Origin of the sequence: Collinsella sp. TM06-3, assembly GCF_003436395.1 — a bacterium.
Classification (GTDB): domain Bacteria; phylum Actinomycetota; class Coriobacteriia; order Coriobacteriales; family Coriobacteriaceae; genus Collinsella.
In genome coordinates this window covers 12,351-36,688 of record NZ_QSPG01000020.1, presented here as the reverse complement: position 1 = coordinate 36,688, position 24,338 = coordinate 12,351, and the positions used below count along the sequence as shown (strand labels likewise).

General features: G+C 59.0%; 25 protein-coding genes and 2 tRNA genes. 18 read left to right on the top strand and 9 right to left on the bottom strand.

Features of this window, described 5'->3' with window-relative positions; genetic code table 11:
• Positions 1–220 precede the first annotated feature (220 nt).
• From DXD56_RS08060 to folB, 8 genes are all read left to right on the top strand, one after another.
• Positions 221–1,954 carry a glycoside hydrolase family 13 protein gene (locus DXD56_RS08060; protein ID WP_233524967.1) on the top strand — a complete coding sequence of 578 codons (1,734 nt, stop codon included), beginning with the start codon at positions 221–223 and terminating at the stop codon, positions 1,952–1,954.
• Between the two features lie 142 nt (positions 1,955–2,096).
• Positions 2,097–2,172, top strand: a tRNA-Gly gene (locus DXD56_RS08055).
• 3 nt (positions 2,173–2,175) lie between these two features.
• Positions 2,176–2,250: transfer RNA gene (locus DXD56_RS08050), tRNA-Val, on the top strand.
• A gap of 634 nt (positions 2,251–2,884) precedes the next feature.
• Positions 2,885–5,107 (top strand): anaerobic ribonucleoside-triphosphate reductase, encoded by a 2,223-nt coding sequence (nrdD, locus tag DXD56_RS08045; protein ID WP_117640824.1) that lies wholly within the window; start codon positions 2,885–2,887, stop codon positions 5,105–5,107.
• Between the two features lie 426 nt (positions 5,108–5,533).
• Positions 5,534–6,115: an anaerobic ribonucleoside-triphosphate reductase activating protein gene (nrdG, locus tag DXD56_RS08040; RefSeq protein ID WP_055251392.1), complete on the top strand. Its 582-nt coding sequence runs from the start codon at positions 5,534–5,536 to the stop codon at positions 6,113–6,115.
• Between the two features lie 66 nt (positions 6,116–6,181).
• Entirely contained in the window at positions 6,182–6,739 is a 558-nt protein-coding gene (gene folE / locus DXD56_RS08035; RefSeq protein ID WP_055251394.1) for a GTP cyclohydrolase I FolE, read from the top strand.
• Positions 6,740–6,741: 2 nt separating this feature from the next.
• A complete protein-coding gene (locus DXD56_RS08030; protein WP_172622418.1) occupies positions 6,742–7,323 on the top strand; it encodes an HD domain-containing protein in 582 nt (193 codons plus the stop codon).
• 43 nt (positions 7,324–7,366) lie between these two features.
• Positions 7,367–7,852: a dihydroneopterin aldolase gene (gene folB / locus DXD56_RS08025; RefSeq protein WP_055251396.1), complete on the top strand. Its 486-nt coding sequence runs from the start codon at positions 7,367–7,369 to the stop codon at positions 7,850–7,852.
• A gap of 6 nt (positions 7,853–7,858) precedes the next feature.
• Here folB and DXD56_RS08020 read toward each other — a convergent pair whose 3' ends face one another.
• A complete protein-coding gene (locus DXD56_RS08020; protein WP_233504097.1) occupies positions 7,859–8,635 on the bottom strand; it encodes a M48 family metallopeptidase in 777 nt (258 codons plus the stop codon).
• A gap of 74 nt (positions 8,636–8,709) precedes the next feature.
• Positions 8,710–9,723, bottom strand: a complete 1,014-nt coding sequence (locus DXD56_RS08015) for a dipeptidase (protein WP_117640822.1) — start codon at positions 9,721–9,723, stop codon at positions 8,710–8,712.
• Between the two features lie 120 nt (positions 9,724–9,843).
• Between DXD56_RS08015 and DXD56_RS08010 the strand changes: the two genes are divergently transcribed.
• The 3 genes from DXD56_RS08010 (at position 9,844) to DXD56_RS08000 (ending at position 11,734) form a co-directional block, all read left to right on the top strand.
• Positions 9,844–10,272 (top strand): peptidylprolyl isomerase, encoded by a 429-nt coding sequence (locus DXD56_RS08010; protein WP_117640821.1) that lies wholly within the window; start codon positions 9,844–9,846, stop codon positions 10,270–10,272.
• 3 nt (positions 10,273–10,275) lie between these two features.
• Positions 10,276–10,854: an urease accessory protein UreE gene (locus DXD56_RS08005; RefSeq protein WP_117640820.1), complete on the top strand. Its 579-nt coding sequence runs from the start codon at positions 10,276–10,278 to the stop codon at positions 10,852–10,854.
• 82 nt (positions 10,855–10,936) lie between these two features.
• Complete coding sequence (locus DXD56_RS08000; RefSeq protein WP_117640819.1) at positions 10,937–11,734, top strand: HAD-IIB family hydrolase; 798 nt, start codon at positions 10,937–10,939, stop codon at positions 11,732–11,734.
• Between the two features lie 77 nt (positions 11,735–11,811).
• Here the strand turns inward: DXD56_RS08000 and DXD56_RS07995 are convergent, their stop codons facing one another.
• The 5 genes from DXD56_RS07995 to DXD56_RS07975 all read right to left on the bottom strand — a co-directional run bounded on the left by DXD56_RS07995 (position 11,812) and on the right by DXD56_RS07975 (position 15,336).
• Positions 11,812–12,192: a Fur family transcriptional regulator gene (locus DXD56_RS07995; RefSeq protein WP_099431458.1), complete on the bottom strand. Its 381-nt coding sequence runs from the start codon at positions 12,190–12,192 to the stop codon at positions 11,812–11,814.
• Between the two features lie 61 nt (positions 12,193–12,253).
• Positions 12,254–12,664 carry an acylphosphatase gene (locus DXD56_RS07990; RefSeq protein WP_117640818.1) on the bottom strand — a complete coding sequence of 137 codons (411 nt, stop codon included), beginning with the start codon at positions 12,662–12,664 and terminating at the stop codon, positions 12,254–12,256.
• 2 nt (positions 12,665–12,666) lie between these two features.
• Positions 12,667–13,773 carry a Gfo/Idh/MocA family protein gene (locus tag DXD56_RS07985; protein ID WP_117640817.1) on the bottom strand — a complete coding sequence of 369 codons (1,107 nt, stop codon included), beginning with the start codon at positions 13,771–13,773 and terminating at the stop codon, positions 12,667–12,669.
• Between the two features lie 75 nt (positions 13,774–13,848).
• Positions 13,849–14,334, bottom strand: coding sequence for a ribonuclease HI (gene rnhA, locus DXD56_RS07980; protein ID WP_117640816.1), 486 nt, complete (start codon positions 14,332–14,334; stop codon positions 13,849–13,851).
• A gap of 99 nt (positions 14,335–14,433) precedes the next feature.
• Complete coding sequence (locus DXD56_RS07975; protein ID WP_117640815.1) at positions 14,434–15,336, bottom strand: LysR family transcriptional regulator; 903 nt, start codon at positions 15,334–15,336, stop codon at positions 14,434–14,436.
• A 273-nt stretch (positions 15,337–15,609) separates the two neighbouring features.
• On the opposite strand from DXD56_RS07975, the gene DXD56_RS07970 reads away from it, so the two are divergent.
• The 3 genes from DXD56_RS07970 (at position 15,610) to DXD56_RS07960 (ending at position 18,414) form a co-directional block, all read left to right on the top strand.
• Positions 15,610–16,920 carry an O-acetylhomoserine aminocarboxypropyltransferase/cysteine synthase family protein gene (locus tag DXD56_RS07970; protein ID WP_117640814.1) on the top strand — a complete coding sequence of 437 codons (1,311 nt, stop codon included), beginning with the start codon at positions 15,610–15,612 and terminating at the stop codon, positions 16,918–16,920.
• 312 nt (positions 16,921–17,232) lie between these two features.
• A complete protein-coding gene (locus tag DXD56_RS07965) occupies positions 17,233–18,009 on the top strand; it encodes a hypothetical protein (protein ID WP_117640813.1) in 777 nt (258 codons plus the stop codon).
• 186 nt (positions 18,010–18,195) lie between these two features.
• Entirely contained in the window at positions 18,196–18,414 is a 219-nt protein-coding gene (locus DXD56_RS07960) for a hypothetical protein (protein WP_117640812.1), read from the top strand.
• Positions 18,415–18,505: 91 nt separating this feature from the next.
• Here DXD56_RS07960 and DXD56_RS07955 read toward each other — a convergent pair whose 3' ends face one another.
• Both DXD56_RS07955 and DXD56_RS07950 read right to left on the bottom strand, forming a co-directional pair.
• The gene (locus DXD56_RS07955; protein ID WP_233524966.1) at positions 18,506–19,420 is read right to left on the bottom strand and encodes a ketopantoate reductase family protein; all 915 of its coding nucleotides are present in this window, start codon (positions 19,418–19,420) and stop codon (positions 18,506–18,508) included.
• Between the two features lie 116 nt (positions 19,421–19,536).
• The gene (locus tag DXD56_RS07950) at positions 19,537–19,731 is read right to left on the bottom strand and encodes a hypothetical protein (RefSeq protein ID WP_117640810.1); all 195 of its coding nucleotides are present in this window, start codon (positions 19,729–19,731) and stop codon (positions 19,537–19,539) included.
• Positions 19,732–19,893: 162 nt separating this feature from the next.
• On the opposite strand from DXD56_RS07950, the gene DXD56_RS07945 reads away from it, so the two are divergent.
• From DXD56_RS07945 to DXD56_RS07930, 4 genes are all read left to right on the top strand, one after another.
• Entirely contained in the window at positions 19,894–21,084 is a 1,191-nt protein-coding gene (locus DXD56_RS07945; protein WP_117640809.1) for an aldo/keto reductase, read from the top strand.
• Positions 21,085–21,174: 90 nt separating this feature from the next.
• Entirely contained in the window at positions 21,175–22,194 is a 1,020-nt protein-coding gene (locus DXD56_RS07940; RefSeq protein ID WP_233524965.1) for a Gfo/Idh/MocA family protein, read from the top strand.
• A 172-nt stretch (positions 22,195–22,366) separates the two neighbouring features.
• On the top strand, positions 22,367–23,233 hold the full coding sequence (locus DXD56_RS07935; protein ID WP_117640808.1) for a deoxyribonuclease IV: 867 nt from the start codon (positions 22,367–22,369) through the stop codon (positions 23,231–23,233).
• Positions 23,234–23,380: 147 nt separating this feature from the next.
• The gene (locus DXD56_RS07930; RefSeq protein WP_117640807.1) at positions 23,381–24,241 is read left to right on the top strand and encodes an ABC transporter substrate-binding protein; all 861 of its coding nucleotides are present in this window, start codon (positions 23,381–23,383) and stop codon (positions 24,239–24,241) included.
• Positions 24,242–24,338 lie beyond the last annotated feature (97 nt).

The following is a 24,338-nucleotide window of genomic DNA, read 5'->3' as shown; positions in this document are numbered from 1 at the left end:
GTCGTTTCCGTGCCCCTGGATTGGGTCATAGTGTCTGTCGTGGCCGGGGGAGTAAGTCTTCCGTTCTTTTTACTAATCGATCGATTCGTCCCAGGAGGCTCGAGCCCGAGAGGGGGCGAGCGTTTGGGGCGTGGCTGCGGCGTTGTTTGCCGTGAATGTCAGCTTTGGGCGTATCATCGTGGGCATCTCGCAAAACCTCGTTGCAAGGGAGATTCATCCCATGGCTACAGAAAAGTCCTCTTCGCGCTCATGGATGTCCGATGCCGCGATTTATCAGATCTACCCGCGCTCGTTTAAGGATTCGACTGGTTCGGGTCTGGGCGATATCGCGGGCATTACCCAGCAGATGGACTATCTTGAGCAGCTGGGTATCGAGGCTATCTGGCTGAGCCCGTTTTACCCATCGCCTCTTGTCGATGGCGGCTATGATGTGGCGGACTACTGCGATGTCGACCCACGTCTCGGCTCGCTTGACGACTTCGATGACATGATCGCTGCGGCTCATGCGCACGGCATCAAGGTCATCGTCGACATCGTGCCCAACCATTCGTCCAACCAGCACCCCTGGTTCAAAGCCGCTCTTGCCGCCGGCCCCGGATCACCCGAGCGCGCCCGTTATATCTTCCGCGATGGTCGCGGCGAGCACGGCGAGCTGCCTCCCACCAATTGGAATGCCAACTTTGGCGGCCCCGCCTGGACGCGCGTCGCGGACGGTCAGTGGTATCTGCACATGTTTACGCCCGAGCAGCCGGACTTTGACTGGTCGTGTCCCGAGGTTCATGCGTTCTTTTGCGACGTCCTGGCGTTTTGGAGCGATCGAGGCGTCGATGGCTTTCGCATTGATGTGGCGCACGGTCTCGCCAAGGATCTCGACCGCGATGACCTCGACCGGTGGCATCTCGCCGAGGGCGATGACATGGTTGAGGACGGCACCCATCCGCTGTGGGACCGCAACGAGGTCCATGAGATCTATCGCGAGTGGCGCCGCGTGTTCGACCGTTATGATCCGCCGCGCAGCGCCGTTGCCGAGGCGTGGGTTCTGCCCGAGCGCCAGTATCTCTACGCACGCCCCAGCGAGCTTGGCCAGACATTCAACTTTGAGTTCGCCAAGGCCACTTGGACCTATGATGACATGCACGCTGCAATCGAGAAGGGCTTGAAGGCGGCCATCGAATCCGATTCCGCCTCGACCTGGGTACTCTCCAACCACGACGTGCCGCGCGTGGCGACACGCTATGCCCTGCCGCAAATCAAGGCGACGCGCTACCATCAGATTGCGCTCGACTGGCTCTTACGCGACGGGTCGTCTTATGACGAGGACCGTGAACTCGGCGAGCGCCGCGCGCGGGCAGCCCTTTTGCTTGAGTTGGCGCTTCCGGGCTCGGCATACGTGTATCAGGGTGAGGAGCTCGGCCTTTTTGAGGTGGCTGACATCCCGTGGGCTGCACTCGAAGATCCCACTGCGACCAATACGCACGGACCGAAGCGCGAGAAGGGGCGCGACGGCTGTCGTGTGCCCCTGCCGTGGGTGGCAGCGGACGATCCCGCGCAGGGCGGATCGTTTGGGTTTTCACCGGCGGACGCCGATGCGGCGCCCCATCTGCCACAGCCTGCATGGTTTTCCGATTACGCTGCCGATAGGGAAGAAGCGGACCCGGCATCGATGCTTGCATTCTATCGCGACGCCCTCTGGCTGCGGCGCAAGCTGCGCGGGTGCGCCAACGATCTTGCGTGGCTCGATCTTGACGGGTGCACCGGCCTTGCGGATGGTGCCGAGGGCGCTGAGGGCGGCGTCATCGCCTATCGCCGCGACAACGGCTGGGCGTGTGTGACGAACTTCGGTGCAGCACCCGTGGAGCTGCCGGCGGGTAGGGTCCTGCTCACCTCATCACCGCTTGCAGATGGCAGGCTCGCGCAGGACAGCTCTGCCTGGATCATGCTCGCTGAGTTGTAGGGGGCCTCTTGCGGCGAGCTTGCGTTTGCCTACACCTTCCGTGGTGGCTGATGTCTTCGCGAGGTTCGCGAGGGCGTCGCAAAACTTTTCAAAAAAAGTTCTTGCATTTGGGTGGATCATCCCGTATATTAAATCCTCGCAGGCGGACATGGCTCAGTTGGTAGAGCACAACCTTGCCAAGGTTGGGGTCGCGGGTTCGAGCCCCGTTGTCCGCTCCATTTGGGCGTTTAGCTCAGGGGGAGAGCGCTTCCCTGACACGGAAGAGGTCAGAAGTTCAAATCTTCTAACGCCCACCAAATGTTCGCAGCTCAGAGGCTATGTCCTCTGGGCTGTTTTGTTTTGCCACCAAGCACGCCGCCAAATAAGCCGCCAAATATTGATCCAAGGTCTGTACGCGATGGTCTTCGCATCCCGTGGGGGCGCCGGCAGATTGCATGTGTCCTGGTCCATCGTGACCGCAACATGTTGGTCAAGCATAATCTTTTGGATTCTTTTGGCGTGAGCGGCTTGGTTTTGGTAGGATTTGTCAGCGGCTTGACTAAGGGGGTTTTATAACTGCCATGCAGGTAGCCGTGTTGGTAACGTTTTACCGACTTGTCAAATACCCCTCATTTTTAATGCGTCTGCAAAATGACCAATTGCTTTGACCTGCTGAAACACTATATGTTGTGTTTGACCTAAAAAAAGAATACAGGATATAGATGCTTCTTTGTCGTATGATAGATGGCGGACAGAGAACGAAGACCTTAACTGCCTCTTTTGAACGTGTCCTTGAACCGCTTGATTGGCTCTAGGGAATGTCCGCATGGAGGCTTATGGTTTATCGAGAACACAGATTGCGCGACGGCGCCGCAAGGCAGGGGCAGGCCCTGCCGGGCATCGTTTGGCTCTGAAGCGCAATGAGGCTACGACGCGAAAGAAGGCAAGAGGATGAAGATCATCAAGCGCAGCGGCACCGAGGTTGTCTTTGACATCGATAAGATCGTCAATGCCATCCGCGCCGCAAACTTGGAGGTCGAGGAGAGCTCTCGTCTTACCGACCGCCAGGTGGTTTATGCGGCGCAAAACGTCGCCGAGGCATGCGAGAACGCGGGCCACACCGTTTCGGTCGAGGAGATCCAGGATTTGGTCGAGGACGAGATCATGCGTCTCGACTGCTACGAGGTCGCCCGCCACTACATCATCTATCGCTATGTTCAGAGCCTGAAGCGCCAGAAGAACACGACCGACGACAAGATTCTGTCGCTGATCGAGTGCAATAACGAAGAGGTCAAGCAGGAGAACTCTAACAAGAACCCGACCGTCAATTCCGTCCAGCGCGACTATATGGCCGGCGAGATTTCAAAGGATCTGACTCAGCGTGTGCTGCTGCCCCAGGAGATCGTGGATGCCCACAATGAGGGCCTGATCCACTTCCACGATTCTGACTACTTTGCCCAGCACATGCATAACTGCGACCTGGTGAACCTGGAGGACATGCTCCAGAACGGCACCGTTATCTCGGGCACGCTGATCGAGAAGCCGCACAGCTTCTCGACTGCCTGCAACATCGCGACGCAGATTATCGCCCAGGTTGCTTCCTCCCAGTACGGCGGCCAGTCTATTTCGCTGACCCATCTCGCCCCCTTTGTTGAGGTGAGCCGTCAAAAGATTCGCGGCGAGGTTGCCCGCGAGCTCGAGGAGCTCGGTGTTTCGGCATCTCCCGAAAAGGTCCGCGAGGTTGTTGAGGACCGCCTGCGTGACGAGATCCGTCGCGGCGTCCAGACGATTCAGTATCAGGTCGTGACCCTTATGACCACGAATGGCCAGGCGCCGTTCGTGACGGTCTTTATGTATCTCAATGAGGCCCGTACGCCCCAGGAGAAGCACGACCTTGCCATGATTGTGGAGGAGACGCTTCGTCAGCGCTATGAGGGCGTTAAGAACGAAGCCGGCGTGTGGATCACCCCGGCATTCCCCAAGCTCATCTACGTGCTCGAGGACGATAACATTCGCGAGGATTCGCCGTACTTCTATCTGACCAAGCTCGCCGCCAAGTGCACCGCCAAGCGCATGGTGCCCGACTACATCTCCGAGAAGAAGATGCGCGAGCTTAAGCTGTCTAAGGGCGAGACTGCCGGCAACGGCGATTGCTACACCTGCATGGGTTGCCGCAGTTTCCTGACGCCCGACCGTTCGGGCAACGGCTTTAACAATGTCGCCAACGCGCTGAACTATGACCCGACCAAGCCTAAGTACTACGGTCGCTTTAACCAGGGTGTTGTGACCATCAACCTGCCCGATGTCGCGCTGAGCTCGCATCAGGACATGGATAAGTTCTGGAAGATCTTCGACGAGCGCCTTGAGCTGTGCCATCGTGCCCTGCTGTGCCGTCATGAGCGCCTGATGGGCACGCTTTCGGATGCCGCGCCGATTCTTTGGCAGTACGGCGCCCTGGCGCGTCTGAAGAAGGGCGAGACGATCGACAAGCTGCTCGTGGGCGGCTATTCCACCATCAGCCTGGGCTATGCCGGCCTGTATGAGTGCGTCAAGTACATGACGGGTCACAGCCACACCGAGAAGGAGGGCACGCCGTTCGCCATGGCCGTCATGCAGCGCATGAACGACAGGTGCGCGGAGTGGAAGGCCGAAAGTGATATCGATTTCTCGCTGTACGGTACGCCGTTGGAGTCGACGACCTACAAGTTCGCCAAGTGCCTGCAGCGTCGTTTTGGCATTATCCCGGGCGTGACGGACAAGGGCTACATTACTAACAGCTATCACGTCCATGTGTCCGAGGAGATCGATGCCTTCGACAAACTTAAGTTTGAAGGCATGTTCCAGCAGCTTTCGCCGGGCGGTGCTATCTCCTACGTTGAGGTTCCCAACATGCAGGACAACCTCAAGGCTGTCATTCGCGTGATGCAGTACATCTACGACAACATCATGTACGCCGAGCTCAACACCAAGAGCGATTACTGCCAGGTGTGCGGCTACGATGGCGAGATCAAGATTGTCGAGGATGACGGCAAGCTGGTGTGGGAGTGCCCCAGCTGCGGCAACCGCGACCAGGAGAAGATGAACGTCGCTCGTCGTACGTGCGGCTACATCGGTACCCAGTTCTGGAACCAGGGTCGAACCGAGGAGATCCGCGACCGCGTGCTGCATCTCTAATAACCATCCCAGGCCGCCCCGTAGCGAGGCCCCGGACCTTTACTCGCTATTTCGGACAGTCCTGGCTCACGACGGAGGCGCCACTGGCGCCTCCTGTTCGTGCGGAACTCATATCGAGCAAAGGTCCGGGGCCTCGCTACGGGGCGGCCAAGTTGATGTAGCTGAGATGCAGCACGCAGCCTGCTCGCTCCTCGAAGTTCTTAGCGGAAATGAGTTGACCTGCGACAACGGTCTGCTTGCGATAACGGTTGAGCTGCAGCATTGTTTTTATTGGACCTCGAACCCTATACTCGATGTTCGCTGAGTTCATTGAGTATCGCTCGCGAGGGGTCTGGAGTATATCGTCCCGCCCGCAGTTTCGCAGGCCGAAGGCCGAGAATGTTTGAGGACGGGATGATATACTCCAGACCCCCAGGAAGGTTACCTATGAACTACGCGAACATTAAGTATTTCGACATTGCTGATGGAGAAGGCGTCCGCACTTCTCTGTTTGTGAGCGGGTGCCGTCGTGGCTGCAAGAATTGCTTTAACTCCGTCGCGTGGGACTTTGCTGCGGGCGAGCCCTTTGATCGTGCCGTCGAGGACAAGATTATCGAGAGCCTCGATCATCCCTTTATTGACGGCCTGACGATTCTGGGCGGAGAGCCCATGGAGCCCGAGAACCAGGCGGGGCTCGTTGAGTTTGTCGAGCGTGTTCGTGCCGCTTATCCTGCGGGGTCAGGAAAGACCATTTGGTGTTTTACCGGCGACGTGCTCGAGGAGCTTATGCCGGGTGGTCGTCACCATACCGAGGTCACGGACCGTATCCTTGCCTGCCTCGACATGTTGGTGGATGGCCCGTTTGTTCAGGATCTTTATGATATCTCGTTGCGCTTTAGGGGCTCGAGTAACCAGCGTGTGATCGATATGAACGCTACGCGCGACCGCGCCGTGCGTGAGGGCGTTGCGCTTTGCGACGCTGTGGAGCTTTGGCGGGACGATCCAGTCTATTCGACCCATACTATGTAGCTTGTGGTCGATGCCGGAGGGCGTGGTACCATAGCGCGAACGTGAAATCGGAAAAGTGAGGCCCAGATGGTCGATCAGGAAAAAGTCGAGGCCGCCATTAAGCTGTTGCTTGAGGGCATAGGCGAGGACCCAACTCGTGAGGGCCTGCTGGAGACCCCGGCGCGCGTTGCCCGTATGTATGGTGAGATCGCCGGCGGCATGGACCAGAGTGCCGAGGAGCACCTGTCCAAAACCTTTGCCGTCGCTTCGAACGATTTGGTTATCGAGCGCGACATTACGTTCTACTCGCTGTGCGAACATCATCTGCTGCCGTTTTATGGCAAGGCCGCCATTGGTTATATCCCTAACGGTCGGGTGGCTGGGCTTTCCAAGCTCGCCCGCACGGTTGAGGTTTATGCCCGCCGTCTTCAGCTGCAGGAGCAACTGTGCACACAGGTTGCCGATGCCCTCATGGATTATCTCGCTCCCCAGGGAGCGATTGTGTTGATGGAGGCCGAGCATATGTGCATGACGATGCGTGGCGTGCAAAAGCCCGGCACCAAGACCGTGACGCTTGCTCGCCGCGGCGTCTTTGAGACCGATCCCGCGCTCGAGGAGCGTTTCTTTAGGATGCTGGGCCGCTAACCATGAGAGTCGTCAACGACTTTACATCGAAGACCGATGAGGGGACGTCGCGTCGCGGCTTTATGGCTTCGGGCCTGGCCCCCTTTGGTGCCATGCCTCGCATTGATTACATTTGTGCCAACGGGCTGTTCCGGCGGCACCTGGGCAACATCGTACAGTTGGAATCGGGGCGCATCTTCTGCCGCCACGGTATTGACCATCTGCTCGATGTCGCTCGCATTATGTGGATCAAGAATCTCGAGGAGCAGCTCGAATTTGACCGCGAGGTCATCTACGCCACGGCACTTCTTCACGATATCGGCAAAGATGAACAGTATGAATCGGGTATATCCCATGATGTTGCAAGCGAACGCGTCGCTGATGCGATTCTCGGCGGCATGCCCGATGATGTGGCGTTTGAGCCGGCCGATGCCGCAGCCATTAAGACGGCCATTCTGGGCCATCGAAAGCTGCGCGTGAACAGCCAACCGCTTGAGCGTCTGCTCTATGCGGCCGACAAAGCGTCGCGCGCCTGCTTTGCATGCCCCGCGCGCAATGCTTGCAACTGGAGCGATGATAAAAAGAACCTGTCGATTCGCGTGTAGTTAGTTTGCGCGGTTGGGGTTCTAAACGAAGGAGACGATCGCGTTGAGTAACAAAAAACTGCCCGAGAATGCAACCAAGACTGAAGGTGCTGAGCTCGCCCGCCGTGGAAGGGGCGAAATATCCACCGCAACGGCGGTGCCTCACGTGAGCTATGATGATCTGCGCCATGCCGATCGTATTGTCATTGACGGCCTTGAGGTTTTTGCCAACCATGGCGTGTATCCCGAGGAGAACGCGCTGGGTCAGAAGTTCATCGTTTCTCTGGTGCTCTATGCCGACCTGCGCGCGGCGGGGGAGCACGATAACCTGGATGCCTCGATTGACTACGGCTCGGTGTGCCACGATGTCGATGGCTATCTGCGCGAGCATACGTTTAAGCTCATCGAGGCGGCAGCCGAGGGGACAGCCCAGATGCTGCTGCGCCGTTATCCCTCGCTGCTTGGTGTGCGCATAAAGCTCGATAAGCCGTGGGCTCCTGTTGGCCTGCCCCTGGCAAGCTGCGGCGTCGAGATCGAGCGCGTGCGCTAACCGGTTCTAATACGACTCTATGGGTGGCTGCTTGAGCCGCTGCGACAGAGCTTTATTGTTGGGACAGTACGTGTCGAGCAGGGCGTGGAATCGCTGATTGTGGCTTGGCTCGAGCAAGTGGACGAGCTCGTGGGCGACAACCATGTCGAGGCATTCGATGGGATAGGCGGCAAGTTCGAGTGCGATGCGAATGGCGCCGGTCTTGGGCGTGCATGATCCCCAGCGCGTTTTCATGCTGCGCACGGAGACGCGGGCCACGGTGACGCCCATTGCGATTTCGTACGCGTGCACCATATCGTACAGCGCCGTGGTGACCTCGGTTGCATAGAGCTGGTCGATACGGGCTTGGAGCTCATCGGACGTTAGGCCGTCGAGGATTGCGTGCCGCTTGGCCTGTGGGCCTTCGTCCGATTCATCGGTACCCATAAAACTTGCGAAGGTGGCCTGTTTGGGTCGCGGTGCGGGTGATGCAAAGTTGTGATCGAGTGCATCCTGTACCGTGATGGGCTTGCCCCAAAGTGCAATGATGGACGAGGGGCTGAGCGGCTCTCGTGCCGTCGCCTGACGTTGCTCGCGCTGGGCAAGTCGGCTGATAATCCAGGCGCTGTTGCGCTTCACAAACGCTTCGATACGCTCGCGGCTGGCGCCGATCGGTGCGCTGGCGTGGACCTCGCCGCTCGATGTGACGCGTAGGTTGAAGTTCTTGACGCGCTTTTTGGTAACGACGACGGGGATGGTCGTCCCATCCGGTCGGGATGCGGAAATCGTAAACTGCTGCGTCAAAAGCGGTCCTTCAGATCGGGGACGGGCCGGCATGTCGACCGTTCGGCATGCCGGCCCGCTCAAGGGATGTGAAATTAATAACGCTCGAAGAAGGCAAGCGCGTTGTCGCTGCAGAGCTTTTGCATCACGGTCTTGCCAAAATGCTTGGAAAGCATGTTCTGGAACTCGGGCATCTTGCTGGCATCGGAGAGGAAAGCGGGCACCGTGGCGCCGTCCCAGTCGCCGCCGAGCGCGATGACGTCCTCGCCGCCCAGGTCGAGCCAGTGCTCGATATGCGCCGCCAGCTGGTCGAAGGTGACGTCTGCGGCGGTCTTGTCGGTTGCGTCGTTGGATAGGAACTCGCTGCAGTAGTTGAGGCCGACGATGCCGCCCATGTCGCGAATGGTGCGGAACTGGTCGTCGGTGAGGTTGCGCTTGACGCCGCAAACCGCACGGGAGTTGGAGTGGCTGGCGACGAAGGGGCGCGTGGCGTGGGCGACAACCTCGTCAAAGCACTCATCGTTGAGGTGGGAGACGTCGAGTACCATGCCGGCGTGCTCCATCTGCGTAAGTGCCTCGATGCCGGCGGCGGTGAGGCCGGCGTGGGTATCGTGTCCGCTCGCGAGCGGTCCCTGCGCGTTCCAACTGAGTGACGACATAAGCACGCCCAAGCTCTTGAGCACCTCGATCAGTGCGGGGTCCTCGGCAAAGAACGTGGCGTTTTCGATGGTGTGGATGCAAGCGACCTTACCGTCCTTGAGCGCGGGGCGAATGTCTGCGGCGCTGCGTACGTTGACCATGCGGTCGTGGTTGAGCATTGCCTGGCCGCTCATATGCGCCATGATTTGCGCCTGGAAGCGCGCGGCGTGGGCGGTGGGAATCTCGTCGGGGACAAACGTGGCGAAGCACTGTGCCCACGGCGTGTTGCCGATCTTTGCGAGCGAGATGGCGCAGGCGTTGCCCTCGATGAGGTCGAAATCTTGCGGATGCGTTTCGTCGCCGGGGAAATAACCGTCGGTGCCGGCGGTAAAGCGCAGGTCGAGATCGAGCGTGGCCCAGCCGATTCGGTCGGCGGTGTCGCAGTGTAGGTCAAATACGGGATATGCCATGGTTCCTCCGGTTGCAGCGTTTCTTTGCAAACTGTCATTGAATTGTATGACTAGGGTATAGTTAGCGCCATATGTTCACGGCGGCCTGCGTTGTGCGCCGCCCTTATCACGGAGGTTACCATGTCCAACCAGGGCAAGAAGGTCAAGACCCATTATCGCGGCACGCTCGACGACGGCACGCAGTTCGATAGCTCCTACGATCGCGGCGAGCCGCTGGAGTTCACCTGCGGCGCCGGTCAGATGATCAAGGGCTTCGACGCCGCTGTTGTCGACATGCAGGTGGGCGAGAAGAAGACCGTGCACATCCCGGCTGCCGATGCCTACGGCGAGCACAATCCCGAGATGGTTATTACCTTCCCGGCCGAGCAGGTTCCCAACATCGAGCAGATCGAGAAGGGCATGAAGCTCTTCCTGTCCACGCCGAGTGGCATGCCTGTCCCCGCCGTCGTCATTGACGTGACGCCCGAGGCTGTGACGCTCGATGCCAACCACGAGCTTGCCGGCAAGGATCTCAACTTCGATATCGAGCTCGTCGAGGTCGAGGATTAGGCTATGCCTGCAAATCTGGTTTCGACAACGTGCCTCGGAAATCTCAACGACCCGTCCTATGAGCTTTTGCTTCGCCGGGAGCTGGGCGGTGTCTTTGAGGTCGATGAGCTACTGCTCGATTGGGACCAGGCTGATGTATGCGCGTTTGCGGGCGTGACGGAGCTGGGGCGCACGATCGATGTTCGGCCGGATGCTACCGACGGTGGTCGTCTTGCCGACGGCGACGTGCTCGCCATTGACCGTTCGGGCGTGGTGCCCGTGGCGGTTGTCGTGCGCCTGCGCAGCGCCGAGGTTTATTTGGTCGAAGTCGACCGCATGGATCCGATTGCGCTCGCGCATGCGTGCTGGGAGATCGGCAACATGCATGCGCCGCTCTTCCGGGGCGACTCGGACGAGCATACCGTGCGCATGTATACGCCGGTGCAGCCTGTTTTGGGCCGCATGCTCCGGGGTATCGAGGGCGTTCGCCTCTCGGTGGTTACCCGTGAACTCGATACGGACCGGCGCTTTGCGTCGAGTGCGGCGGAGGTCGTCGTTAGCATGGCTCCGGACTTTACCATCGTAAAAAAGACGCGCGGCTAAGCGCGCGTATGCGCAAGACGGGCTTTGAGGGGCGACCAATCAAGGTCCGTCTTGCTGTTGATAGGAGGCTTTGGGGAAGCGTATGGGTCTTGAGGGAATCAAGCTGATTGCATGCGATTTGGACGGCACGTTGCTGCATCCGGGGGAGCGCGAGCCGCGTTCCGAGGCCTTTGAGCTTATCGATGAGCTGCATCGTCGCGGCATCGTGTTTATGCCGGCGAGTGGCCGTCAATATGCGAGCTTGCGCTACCTGTTTGCCCCGGTGGCCGATGAGCTCGCCTATGTATGCGAAAACGGAGCCCTGGTGATGAGCGAGGGACGTGCCGTTGTCAAGCGTTCCATGGAGCGCAGCCTTGCTATGGATATCGCGAATGCCGTGGTTGCGTATCCCCATGCCGACGTGACCCTTTCGTGCGAGGGGCACCTCTACACCATGGGCGGCAACGATGCGTTCGTCGACCATTTGCGCTATGAGGTCCACTGCGATGTGGCGGTGGTCGACCGTCCCGAGGACATCGACGAGGACGTCATTAAGATTGCCTTCCAGACGCCCGAGATGGATCAGCCGGCGGCGTTGGAGTATTTTGCGCGTCGCTTTAGCGACCGGGTCGATGTGATGACGTCGGGAACCGAATGGACCGACTTTATCGGCTTTGATTCGGGCAAGGGGTCCGCGCTTGCCGATTATGGTCGCGCGCTGGGTATTTCGCCCGATGAGATGATGGCGTTTGGCGACAATGAGAACGATCGCGACATGCTTAACGTCGTGGGCCATCCCTATCTGATGGAGAGCTGCAATCCCTCTATGCGTGGCATCAACGACCGCGTCCGCTACGTGCGCACGGTCGAAGAAGAGCTGCGTCGTCTACTTGCTGAGTAGACATTTGGGACATGTCTAGAAATCTACTTTTTGCTGCAGAGTGCAGAAAGGTGGATTTTAAGGCATGTCCCAAACATCTATCGGCAGTCGGGGCAGAGACCCTCGAAGATGGTGTAGTGCGACGTGACGTGCCAGCCGATTTGCTCGGACGCTTTGGCGTCGAGCTGGGCATCGAAGGGGAGCGGTACGTCGATGACGCGACTGCACGAGGTGCAGATGATATGCGCGTGCGGCTCGATGGTGCGATCGAAGCGACTGCCGCCCGGTGTCTTGATGGAGAGGATCTCGCCGGCGTCGGCCAAGAGATTGAGATTGCGGTAGACCGTACCGCGGCTGATTTTGTCATCCTGCGCGCGCACGACGTTGTAGATTTCGTCGGCGGTGGGATGGTTATAGCTTTGGCGCACGGCGTCAAGAACCAGCTTTCGCTGCTTGGTATTCCTTCTTTGCACCGCCATGCGCCTCGCCTCTTTTCTATCAACGGTCGTAGGTAAATGATACCGTATTTAGCACACAATACTAATAATGAGGAGTGAAACCGTCTTCATTGGCAAGTGGGGCTCGGGCCTGGGCGTCTACGAGGCGAAAACGCGTTCCCATGCGCTCGTAGGAGGCATGAAGCGTCTCGAGATGAGATAGGATGTTTGCCGGAGCTCCCTGTATCTCCATCTCGACTGAGCCGTCTTCCATGTTACGCACCCAGCCGGTGAGGGAGCGCGCCTGTGCGAGGTTGGTGTTGGTGAAGCGGAAACCGACGCCCTGGACCTGCCCCTCCCACCGCAGGAAATAGCGCTGCGGGGCGTCTTGAGTGGCCTCGTCGCTTGCGAGCACGGTGAGCCTACGGCGCAGCTCAAGCTCGACGCCAGAGGGCTTTTGGGGTTCGCGGCTGCCGCCGGTGACGCCCGAGAAAAGCTTGTCGAAAAAACCCATCGCTATGCCTGCTTGTTAGAGTCAGCGGGGAAGGCGATACCCGCCTGCTGACGCACGGCATCCATGATGCGCAGTGAGACGAGCGTGACATCGCGGTAGTGGCCAAGCTCGTGACGTCCCGCCAGGGTCTCCCAAATCTCTTCCTTGACGTTATCGATGCCGCCGATGGCGGTGATAAAGTCTGTGAGTTCGTATTCCATAGTGTTGCTCGATTTGGGCAGGTCGAGCACGCGGCCGTTGTCGCCCTGTTCGCGCGGCGCCTCGGTCGCCGAGCCGCGTACGACGTCGCCGCGATAGTCGATGCGGACGTTGCGGGGCGTGGACAGATGGTCGATCTGGATAGTGCCACGCTCGCCTTCGATCTGCGAGGGCAGCAGGTCATTCGTAATTTTGGAGTGCGCGAGCTCGACGGAGATACGGCCACCGCCGTAGCTGGCGAGGATGGAACCGCAGCCATCGATGGGGCCGTGCGTGAGCTGTCGCGTGGTGGGGTCGAGCAGAGTAGCCATGCTCGTAAGGCCGGAGGGCATGCCGAAAATCTCGACCATGGGCTCGACGGTGTAGACGCCAATATCCATGAGGGAACCCGATGCCATATTGCAGTCGAAGATATTGGTGGCGCGTCCCGCGAGAATCTCGTTGTAGCGCGAGGAATATTTGCCAAAGCGCAATGAGGCGCGGCGGATGGGCGCAATCTCACCCAGGGCGTCCTCGATGGCGTGGAAAGCGGGGTCATGGAGCGGGCGCATGGCCTCGAGGGCTACGACGCCCGCCGCCTCGGCTGCGCGAAAGACCTCGAGCGCCTGCGCCTCGGTGGCGCAGAAGGGCTTTTCGACGATAACGTGCTTGCCGCCGGCGATACAGGCGAGCGCCTGCTCGTAGTGGAGCGCATTGGGGCTGCCGATGTAGACGGCATCGACGTCGGCAGCGGACGCAAGCTCGTGAAGCGCGGTGAAGTTACGCTCGCCACCGTGCTTGGCGGTGAAGGCGGCGCCGCGATCTGCATCGCGCGAGAGCGTGCCCACAAACGCAGCTTGGTCGTTGGCGTTGACGACCTGGATAAAGTCGTCGGTAATCATGGATGTGCCGATGGTCGCTATACGCAGCATGTATCCCCCTCGTACCGTTCGGTTTACAGGATGAGTGTAGCGCGAAGGGGTTGGAAATAGCGTGCGAAAACGCTATTACAGGTCGCTCTCGTTAAAGCCGGCGTCGATATCGAGGTCGCTGCCGTCGGCCGCCGTGGTGGCGAGCTCATCGCAGCGCTCGTTGAGCTCGTGGCCGGCGTGACCCTTAACCCAGATGAACTCCACCTTATGCTTGCTCTTTGCGGCAAGCAGACGCTCCCACAGGTCGCGGTTCTTGACGGGCTGCTTGTTGGCAGTTTTCCACCCGCGCTTTTTCCATCCGTCAATCCAGTGCTTGTTAAAGGCGTTGACGACGTACTGCGAATCGGAATGGACTTCGACCTCGCAGGGGCGGTTGAGTGCCTCGAGCGCCACGATAACGGCCATGAGCTCCATGCGGTTGTTGGTGGTCTTGGCGTAGCCGCGCGAAAGCTCGGAGGTAAAGGTCTTGCCGGCGGGGTTGGTGTATTTGAGCACGGCGCCGTAGCCGCCGCGTCCCGGATTTGATCGGGCCGAGCCGTCGGTATAGATGATGACCTTCACGGGCTTCCTTTCGTTGAGTGTGTTTCATGTGAGTGACCATTGTAGCGCCATGCCCGCCGGGGGCTAGCTATCTACGATTTCTACCCCGTCTTCCGACAGTTAGTTGGCATGGATGATGCGGTTGAGCTCGTCGAGGTATTGTTGCAAGAGGGGAGAGGGCTTGCGCTCGTCGTGCATGATATAGCCTACGTGCATCGTTGGGGCGTCTGCTAGCGGGATCGATGCCATACCCCATTGCATTTCATTGGAGAGGACACCGGTCGATAGGGTGTAACCGTTCGACGTGATAAGTAAGTTAGTGAGCGTCCCGCGGTCCGAGATTCGTATGTTGCGGTCGCAGGGGATATAACTAAAAGGTTCCTCGGCGTAATAGAAGGAGTTTGAGGTTCCCTGCTCAAAGCTGTAGCGCGTATAGGGTGTGAGGTCGGCAAGGGACAGCTGGGGGCGGCGTGCGAGCGGGTGGCGCTCGCTAACGAAGACGTGGACCGTCGCGTCGAAGAGGGGATGGAAGCTTGCGCGGGCATCGGCGAAGGCCTTCTGCAAGACACGGGTATTAAAGTCGTCCAGATAGAGGATGCCGATATCGCTGCGAAATGCGCGGACGTCGTCGATGATCTGCGAGGTGGTGGTCTCGCGCATGATGAACTCGAACTTACTGTCGCGGCAGCGCTCGACGACGTTGACAAAGGCCTCGACCGAAAAAGCGTAGTGCTGGGCCGAGATGGCAAGGCGCGCCTGGGGTGTGCCGCCGTCCTCGTAGCGGGCCTCGAGCATATCTGCCTGCTCCACGACTTGGCGCGCATAGCCTAAGAGCTCGGTACCGTCGTTGGTGAGCGTGACGCCGCGGCTGGAGCGCGTAAAGATTTCCAGATGGAGCTCCTGCTCGAGGCTTTTGACGGCGTTTGAGATGTTGGACTGAGCGGTATAGAGGCGCTGAGCTGCGGCGTTGATTGAGCCGGACTCTGCCACGGCAATCAGAAAACGAAGCTGCTGGAGGGTCATCGACGCCCGTCCTTTCGATAGCTATCTAAAAAACCGATAACATGTTAGCGCTTTTAAGTGATTGACCGAGCGAAACAATGCTCGTACTATTCAAAACACACAAAGGCGGTAGGTAATTAAGCCGACCACGGAACCGGGATGCGAAAGGAGGCCCGCATATGAATTGCTTACCAAGACGAATGCCGGGCTCCTGCTTGCGCCCGTCGGCGTGATCAGGAGACAGCGACTTATTTCTCTCTTTTTATTTACTTTCGTTCGATCAAGGAGATCATCATGGGCCAGTTCATCAACAACCCCGAGCACACCTTTGGTTTCGATACCCTGCAGCTGCACGTTGGCCAGGAGAGCGCCGATCCTGCATCCGACTCCCGTGCCGTGCCTATCTACCAGACCACGAGCTATGTGTTCCGCAACTCCCAGCACGCCGCCGACCGCTTTGGTCTTGCCGACGCCGGTAACATCTACGGCCGTCTGACCAACTCCACCCAGGGCGTCTTTGAGGACCGTATTGCCGCACTCGAGGGTGGTGTGGCAGGTCTTGCCGTCGCCTCCGGTGCTGCTGCCATCACCTATACCCTGCAGGCTCTTGCCCAAGCCGGTGACCACGTGGTGGCTCAGAAGACCATCTACGGTGGCTCCTACAACCTGCTGGAGCACACGCTCTCCCAGTTTGGTGTCGAGACCACCTTTGTCGACGCCCACAACCTGGACGAGGTCGAGGGTGCCATCAAGGACAACACCACGGTCATCTATCTCGAGACGCTCGGCAACCCCAACTCCGACATCCCCAACATCGACGCCATCTCCGAGATTGCCAAGAAGCATGGCCTGCCGGTTGTTGTCGATAACACCTTCGGCACCCCGTATCTGTTCCGTCCGCTGGAGCATGGCGCCAATATCGTCGTCCACTCCGCGACCAAGTTCATTGGCGGTCACGGTACCTCGCTGGGCGGCGTGATTGTCGATGGCGGCAACTTTGACTGGAAGGCGAGCGGCAAGTATGCGCAGATCGCCGAGCCCAATCCCTCCTACCATGGCGTCTCGTTTGCCGAGGCTGCCGGCCCTGCCGCCTTCGCGACCTATGTCCGCGCCATCCTGCTGCGTGACGAGGGCGCTTGCATTAGCCCGTTTAACGCCTGGATCCTGCTCCAGGGCACCGAGACCCTGTCACTGCGCGTCGACCGCCATGTCGAGAACACCAAGAAGGTCGTTGAGTTCCTGGCTTGTGACAGCCACGTCGCCAAGGTGAACCACCCGAGCCTGCCTGAGCACCCCGACCATGAGCTCTACAAGCAGTATTTCCCCAACGGTGGTGCCTCGATCTTCACCTTCGAGATTAAGGGCGGCCAGGAGGCTGCATGGAAGTTCATCGACCACTTGCGGGTGTTCTCGCTGCTCGCCAACGTGGCCGACGTCAAGTCGCTCGTCGTGCACCCGGCTACGACTACGCACTCCCAGCTCTCTGCCGAGGAGCTCGCCGAGCAGAACATCACGCCCTCCACGATCCGTCTTTCCATCGGTACCGAGAACGCCGAGGATATCATTTGGGACCTGAAGCAGGCCTTTGCCGCACTGGACGAGTAGGGCGACTTGTGCAAGGACCCCTTGCGACTCGATAGGTATAGCTGCATAAAATGCCTGCTCAAGGCGCCTGCGCAAGCAATGGTTGCGCAGGCGCCTTTTTTGCATAGGAAGGGCGCTATTACAGGGTTTTTGACATGCTTTATGCAATCGAGATGTGGAAAACTCCTGTTGAGAGGATGTGAGTTTTACGCAAATGACGTGCACCTTTTGAGAAAAACCGCAGGTCGCGATTTGCTCGGAGTACTATGCAGCGCGATCGAATCACGCGCAGCTCAAACGCAGCAAAAACGCACTACGGAGGTTTCCAGCTACATGAGGATTGATTCACGAAAACCGAAAGCCGCCGCCCTTTCCGCCGCTCTGACCGTGGCACTTTTAGCGGGCGCCGGCGCAACCGATGCCCACGCGGCAACACTGTCCGACACGGTCGGATCCACGCCGTCCGAGGCGACGCTGATGCAGCCCGTCGACTATCGCGGCGACGGCTTTGGCTCCATGCAGGAGTGGAATGCCTCTATGGGGGCCAAGCACGATTCCCTGGAGGTCCGCGCCCAGATCATCATGAACATGTACGGTGACTATGCCACCGATGACGAGCGCGCTGTACTGCAAGGTTGTATCGATGGTGCGGGCGGTCTTTTGACGATGGAGGAGGTCGACGCCAAATCGACCGAGCTCGATGAGCTGCGCACGACGCTTGAGGATGCCAAGCGTGAGGCGCTCGAGGCTGCGGCCGCCGAAGCCGAGGCCGCTGAGGCCGTTCAGGCTTTGTATTACAACGCCGGCTCCGGCTCGTCTTACGCGTCTGCTGCGTATTACGCGAACGGCTCGGGCCTGACGCGCTCGAGCGGCGTCAATAACTATAACGGTCGTCGTGAGACCTATTACAGCAGCAACGTGCTCTACCATCACCGCACGGGCGAGTGGACTCAGGATTCCGAGGGCTTTTGGCGCGATTCCGATGGTTACTACGTCGTTGCCGCGGGCGATAAGGCTCAGGGCTCCACGTTTACCGGTTCCAAGGGCGAGTGCAAGGTCTACGATTCGGGTTGCGCAGCCGGAACTACCGACTACTACACTGGCTGGTAATTTTTCTGCATCACGAATATTTGGCGGACGGGCGTCTTTACCGAGCTTTAGGGCAACGTAAGGGCGTCCGTTCTATGTATGCATTTGAGTTAACAGAGCGCTTACCGTGGCAGTACGCCGCGCATATGGGCGCGGGGCACACTAAGTCACGAGAAACAAAGTCTTTCTCGTGGAGGAAGTGGTTCCATGAACGCTCGAGATGTCGCTATTGCCGTCGTTGCCCTTTTGATCGGATGCCTTGGTCCGACGGCGGCGTTAACTGCCGGCTTGCAGTCCGCTACGGGCGCCGCTCCTGTGATTGTGGGCGCCTTGATTGCAGCGGCGTTGCTGGGAAGCGCCGGCGTGCTACTTTGCCGCGATGACGAGGACGAGGTTCCGGAATCGCAAAATAAGCCTCAGTTTTAGCCTCGAGCTAAATGCAACAGGCCTTCGCGAATGACGGAATCCTCGCGAAGGCCTGTCTGCTTGTATTGCGCACGTCGCGATGCGGCCGAGGCTACCAGCTGCTTTCTATTTCGCGAATCCTCTGGTAGAGCCAATCGTTTTGCGGCACTTGGATATCGTGTTTGGCGGCCAGGCGGCAAATGGTGCCCGCGAACTCCTCGACTTCGGTCTTTCGTTGTGCGATGCGGTCCTGCGCCATCGAGGGCATACCGGTGGGGTCGATTCCCTCGATGAGGTGCACCATCTGCGTCAGGTCTGCCTCGGTCAGCTCAATGCCCTCGGCATTGGCGACCGCAAGTGTCTCTCGCATGGCGGAGACAAAGCAGCGGCGCTGCTCGGAGCCGGCCTCTGTGGCGCTTCCATACGTTCCGCCGTAGGCCATGCACGTCTGGTTGATACCATCGTTGAGCATGAGTTTGGCCCACATGCGGTGCGCAATGTCGCTCTCGGCGGTATGGGCGATGCCGCAGCGTGTGTAGAGCTCGTCGATGGCGGTGACGGTTGCGGGCTCGGTGCCTGCTGCCGCGCCAAAGCGAATCTCGCCCGCATTGGTAAAGGTGAGCGCGCTGTCGAGGAACACGGCATCCATGCCCTGGCAAATACCAAGAACGGTATGCTTCCAGCCAAAGCGCTCGGCAATCTTCTGCTCGCTCGTAATGCCGTTGCACAGCGAGGCGATGAGCGTGTTGGGCCCCACGACGCGCTCCATAGTCTTGAGTGCTTGGTTGAGTCCCGTCGTCTTGACCGTAAGAATGACAAGATCGGCGGGCGTTGCCTCACTGACGCGCACGGACTTGAGTGCGCAGGGCTCGCCGTTGACCGTAAGGGCGTCGCCTGCGTGACGCTCGAAACGGGCGTCATCCATGACGTATTCGACGGCTTCGTTACCGAGGGCCTTGGCAATCATGCTGCCGTAGAGCAGGCCCACGCCGCCCTTGCCGATAAAGGCGACCTTGTTGATCTGCATGTGAATCATCTCCTCACAAAAAGACGCCCGCGTAAGGGGCGTCTGATGGATTGTATGCCGCTGGGGCATGTAGCGTGCACCGGAGGCGATATTTAGAAGAACAAACGCATGGGAACTTATGCCGCGGGGCAGATGGCAAAAACGCGTGCGGGATATCCAACGTCATCGCGCACCTTGGGGAAGGTGCAGAAGATGACGGCGCCTGTGGCGGGAAGCTCGTCCAGATGGTCCATGACCTCGATCTGATAGCGGTCGACCGAGAGGATGTACTGCTCGCCGGGGTAGGGGCAGGCGCCCTCGCGCGTGGTCACGTTCGTCTCCTTTCATCGGGCTTTTTGCTGATGTTAAAGCGGTGCCGTGACGGCCTGATTTCTGCTGCGTTACGATACGTTCTCGATTGCGATTCCGATGTGCTTCGATGACGTGACAGGTTTGTTTCGCCTTATCAGGGCTTCGATGGGGGAGGAGGGGCCGTGCAATATCGCGTTGACCCCAAAAGCAGTAACCGTATCTCGGCGCTGGGGCTGGGTTGCATGAGGTTTCCCGGTGCGCCGGGACACCCCGATGCGAAGACGGCCGACGCCATCATCTCCCGTGCGGTGGAGCAGGGGATTAACTACCTGGACACAGCCTATCTCTATCCCGGCAACGAGGCTTGCGTGGGCGCTTCGCTTGAGCGCCTGGGACTGCGCGACCGGGTGTTGCTGGCGACTAAGTTGCCGCACGCTTCGTGTACATGCACAGGGGATTTCGACCGTTTCTTTGACGAGCAGCTGCGTCGCCTGCGGACCGACCATATCGACTATTACCTCATGCACAACATTACCTCGCCCGCCCAGTGGGAACGTGTGGTGGCGTTGGGCATCGAGGACTGGATCGCGCGTCAAAAGGCGGCGGGGCGCATTCGCCAGATTGGTTTTTCGTATCACGGCAGCGCGGCGGATTTCCTGACGGTGCTTGACGCATATGACTGGGATTTTTGCCAGATCCAGTACAACTATGCCGGCGAGCGTTACCAAGCGGGAACGGCAGGACTCATGGCGGCTGCGGAGCGCGGTCTTGCGGTGTTTGTGATGGAGCCACTGCTGGGCGGTCGTCTAGCGGGCAAACTGCCGCCGCGGGCACGCGCTGTGCTCGATGGCGCCCGTGACCCGCATTTGCGCACTCCGGCCGCCTGGGGGCTTTCGTGGGTGTGGAACCATCCTCAGGTGACGATGCTGCTTTCGGGTATGACCGATACCGCGCAAGTGGATGAGAACGCGGCGTTGGCCGATCGGGCCCTGCCGGATTCGATGACGGCTGCTCAGCTCGATGCCATCGCACGCGTGCTGAGGGAGTTTGAAAAATCGAATCGCGTGCCCTGCACGGGATGCGGCTATTGCATGCCGTGTCCTAAAGGCATCAATATCCCTGGGTGTTTTGCTGCCTACAACGCAAGCTATGCGCACAGCTGGTTTACGGGGCTGTCTCAATACTTTACGGCGAGCGCGGTGCGGACGAACGAGCCCAAGCTGGTGAGCAATTGCGTCAAGTGCGGCAAATGCGCGCGGCATTGCCCACAGCATATCGATATCCCCGGGCGCTTGGACGACGTACGCCGCCGTTTTCAGCCTGGCCCCGTGACGGCGGTGCTTAAGGCCTTCGGCAAAACGCGCTCCTCGTGACCCTTTTATAACTTGCGGTGGAATAGTTCCTGCTTGCGGCAGAATAAGGCATCGACAGGAACTATTTCACCGCAACTGAAGGGGGCTGTCGTGGGCCATCGGGATTCATGTGATGATTTGCGTGAGGTTCGTTGGGGCGTTTTGGGCGCTGGACACATTTCGCATCGATTTGCATCGTCGCTCAAGAAGGTCGACGGGGCACGGCTGGTGGCTGCGGCCGGCCGCACTCCTGCACATGTCGAGGAATTTTGCCGAGCGTTTTCGATTGATGTTGCGCATGGCCATGCCTCGGCCGACGATAACGGCGATGCGGCTTATGATGCGCTGATTGCCGACCCCGATGTCGACGCAATCTACTTGGCTCTTCCGCATGGCATGCATGCGCATTGGGTCTGTCGGGCACTGCGCGCGGGAAAGGCCGTACTGTGCGAAAAGCCGGCCGTTTTGAATGAAGAAGAGGCCCATGCGATCGCCTCCGTTTCCCGTGAGTGCGGTGTGCCGTTTATGGAGGCGATGAAAAATCGGTTTTGTCCGATGCGTACTCGCGTGAAGGGCTTGCTTGCGTCGGGCGAGCTCGGCCGTATCGTTTCGATCGAAAGCGTGCAAAAACTCGATTATGGTGAGTCCCCTTCGAGTTATCTACTCGATCCGTTGCAGGGTGGCTGTCTATATGACATGGGCTGCTATGCAGTCGGGTGGTTTGAGGATCTGCTTGCGGGCGCGTGCGATGTTTCGTCTCGTGAAGTTCGCTGGCGTGACGTATCGGGCGGCCGCGTGGATTGGGCCGATGAGATCCATATGAGTGTCGGCGGTATACCCATTCATATGGCGTGTGACGGCAAAGCAGCATATGAAAGCCGCTTAATGATTGCCTGCGAGCGGGGCTCGTTGGAAATCGAGCGCCTCCATCGCCCCGAGCTCGCCCATGTGAGGTACTCCGACGGACGAATGCTCGAAGTAAATGCCCCGTTTGAGGTCGATGATTTCTACGGCGAAATCCAGCATGCGACCCAGCTCATCCGGGCGGGGAAACTCGAGAGTCCCGTCATGCCCCTTGCCGCCACACAGCGCTGCGCGCGCATTATCGATGCAATCCGTCTAGCCCTCTAGGACCTGGCGCTGACGCGTGAGGGATCATGACGCCGGCGCCCGTAGCCGTAGTGCTTGGTGCCCCGCATCTCTGATGCCCCTTTTATAACTTGCGGTGGAATAGTTCCTGTTTGCGGCAGAATAAGGCATCGACAGGAACTATTTCACCGCAACTGATGAGGGGGAGCTGGGGATGCTGACGATCGGGTGTCATCTATCCACGACGAAGGGCTATCGGGCGATGGGGGAGACGGCGTTGTCAATTGGCGCCAATACCTTTGCATTCTTTACACGCAACCCGCGCGGCGGCAAGGCGAAAGACCTTGACATGGATGACGTGGCCGCCCTGCGCGAGCTTATGGAACAGAACGATTTTGGCCCGCTTGTGGCTCATGCCCCGTATACCTATAACCCTTGCTCGGCCAAAGAGCGGGCGCGCGAGTTTGCCTTGGAGGCCATGGCGGAGGACCTGCGGCGCATGGAAGCGCTGCCCGGCAACTACTACAACTTCCATCCCGGTGCGCATGTGGGGCAGGGCTCCGACGCCGGCATTCAGATGATCGTCGACACCCTGTGCCAGGTGATGTTTGAGGGCCAACAGACGACGGTGCTGCTCGAGACCATGGCCGGCAAGGGCACCGAGGTGGGCCGCAGCTTTGAGGAACTGGCACTCATCATCCAGGGCGTTGCCGACAAGTGCCCCGAGCTGTCGGCCAAGTTGGGCGTTTGCTTGGACACCTGCCATGTGAATGACGCCGGCTACGACATCGTCCACGATCTTGAAGGCGTGCTCGACGAGTTCGATCGTGTGGTGGGTATCGAGCGCCTGCGCGCCGTGCATATCAATGACTCCAAGAACCCCTGCGGCGCCCATAAGGACCGCCACGAATGCATCGGTAAGGGCTACCTGGGTAGCGAAGAGTTTGGCGGCGGTATGCAGGTTATGCAGAATATTGTATCGAATGGCCGCTTGCGCGCATTGCCATTCATTTTGGAGACACCGAACGAACTTGCAGGTTATGCGGCTGAAATCAAATTGTTAAGGTCATTGCAGCAGTGATGACTGTCATAAAGTGGAGTGCTCCATTCACGTTATGGGTTTGTTTCAATCAGTTTTCTAATTGCGGATTCTTCCAAGCGGGTGCATAATAACCCTCAGTTTTTGCAGACCCCTGAATCACGTGGGGTCATTGGAAGGAGACTGATTATGAAGCTGAAGAAGCTTGGCGCATTTGCCGCCACGGGTGCTATGGCGCTCGCCCTTGCTCTGACGGGCTGCGGCTCGTCCAACGCCACCTCTGGTTCTGATGCCAGTTCCAGCAGCTCTGACGACGCTAAGGTCGAGAAGGTCGACGGTTCCAAGGAGTACGCGCTCGTCAAGGACGGTACGCTGACCGTCGGCACCTCTGCCGAGTACGCTCCGTTTGAGTACAAGGATGACAATGGCGACTACCAGGGCTTTGACCTTGAACTCATTAAGGCTATCGGCGATAAGCTGGGTCTGGATGTCGAGTATGTCAACAATGATTTTGACACGCTCGTCCCCGGCGTTGCTTCGGGCGCCAAGTACGACGTCGCCATCGCGGCTATCACCGACACGCCCGAGCGTGAGAAGGAAGTCACTTTCTCCGATTCCTACTACATGGACGATCAGGCTATCGTGACCAAGGTCGATAACACCGATATCACGGCCGACAACTTCAGCGAGAAGCTCAACAACGCCGACGCTACCATCATCGTCCAGTCTGGCTCGACCGCCGAGGCCTTTGCCCAGGAGAACTTCCCCAAGGCCAAGATTGTCCCCTACAAGGACGCCACCGAGTGCTTCAGCGCCCTGCAGTCCGATAAGGGCGACGCCGTAGTCACCAACCGCTCCGTTGCCAGCCAGCTGACCGCCGAGCAGTTCAACACCTGCCAGACCATCAAGCAGGTCAGCACCGGCGAGGAGTACGCCATCGCCATCAACCAGGGCAACACCAAGCTCAAGGACGACATCAACCAGGCCATCAAGGACCTGACTGACGACGGTACCGTCGACGCCCTCATGGCTAAGTACAACATCAAGTAAAATAGCTACTTGATTGCGCGCGGGCCCTTTCCGTTTTGGCGGAGAGGGCCTTTGCGCTTCTCTTGACGGAGAGTGTTTCCGTCTCGTTTTGCCGGCA

Excerpts from the sequence above, each read along its gene's own strand:
- DXD56_RS08060 (WP_233524967.1), top strand. The coding sequence starts at position 221 with ATGGCTACAGAAAAGTCCTCTTCGCGCTCATGGATGTCCGATGCCGCG.
- nrdD (WP_117640824.1), top strand. The coding sequence starts at position 2,885 with ATGAAGATCATCAAGCGCAGCGGCACCGAGGTTGTCTTTGACATCGAT.
- nrdG (WP_055251392.1), top strand. The coding sequence starts at position 5,534 with ATGAACTACGCGAACATTAAGTATTTCGACATTGCTGATGGAGAAGGC.
- folE (WP_055251394.1), top strand. The coding sequence starts at position 6,182 with ATGGTCGATCAGGAAAAAGTCGAGGCCGCCATTAAGCTGTTGCTTGAG.
- DXD56_RS08030 (WP_172622418.1), top strand. The coding sequence starts at position 6,742 with ATGAGAGTCGTCAACGACTTTACATCGAAGACCGATGAGGGGACGTCG.
- DXD56_RS08015 (WP_117640822.1), bottom strand. The coding sequence starts at position 9,723 with ATGGCATATCCCGTATTTGACCTACACTGCGACACCGCCGACCGAATC.
- DXD56_RS08010 (WP_117640821.1), top strand. The coding sequence starts at position 9,844 with ATGTCCAACCAGGGCAAGAAGGTCAAGACCCATTATCGCGGCACGCTC.
- DXD56_RS08005 (WP_117640820.1), top strand. The coding sequence starts at position 10,276 with ATGCCTGCAAATCTGGTTTCGACAACGTGCCTCGGAAATCTCAACGAC.
- DXD56_RS08000 (WP_117640819.1), top strand. The coding sequence starts at position 10,937 with ATGGGTCTTGAGGGAATCAAGCTGATTGCATGCGATTTGGACGGCACG.
- DXD56_RS07995 (WP_099431458.1), bottom strand. The coding sequence starts at position 12,192 with ATGGCGGTGCAAAGAAGGAATACCAAGCAGCGAAAGCTGGTTCTTGAC.
- DXD56_RS07990 (WP_117640818.1), bottom strand. The coding sequence starts at position 12,664 with ATGGGTTTTTTCGACAAGCTTTTCTCGGGCGTCACCGGCGGCAGCCGC.
- DXD56_RS07985 (WP_117640817.1), bottom strand. The coding sequence starts at position 13,773 with ATGCTGCGTATAGCGACCATCGGCACATCCATGATTACCGACGACTTT.
- DXD56_RS07975 (WP_117640815.1), bottom strand. The coding sequence starts at position 15,336 with ATGACCCTCCAGCAGCTTCGTTTTCTGATTGCCGTGGCAGAGTCCGGC.
- DXD56_RS07970 (WP_117640814.1), top strand. The coding sequence starts at position 15,610 with ATGGGCCAGTTCATCAACAACCCCGAGCACACCTTTGGTTTCGATACC.
- DXD56_RS07965 (WP_117640813.1), top strand. The coding sequence starts at position 17,233 with ATGAGGATTGATTCACGAAAACCGAAAGCCGCCGCCCTTTCCGCCGCT.
- DXD56_RS07960 (WP_117640812.1), top strand. The coding sequence starts at position 18,196 with ATGAACGCTCGAGATGTCGCTATTGCCGTCGTTGCCCTTTTGATCGGA.
- DXD56_RS07955 (WP_233524966.1), bottom strand. The coding sequence starts at position 19,420 with ATGCAGATCAACAAGGTCGCCTTTATCGGCAAGGGCGGCGTGGGCCTG.
- DXD56_RS07935 (WP_117640808.1), top strand. The coding sequence starts at position 22,367 with ATGCTGACGATCGGGTGTCATCTATCCACGACGAAGGGCTATCGGGCG.
- DXD56_RS07930 (WP_117640807.1), top strand. The coding sequence starts at position 23,381 with ATGAAGCTGAAGAAGCTTGGCGCATTTGCCGCCACGGGTGCTATGGCG.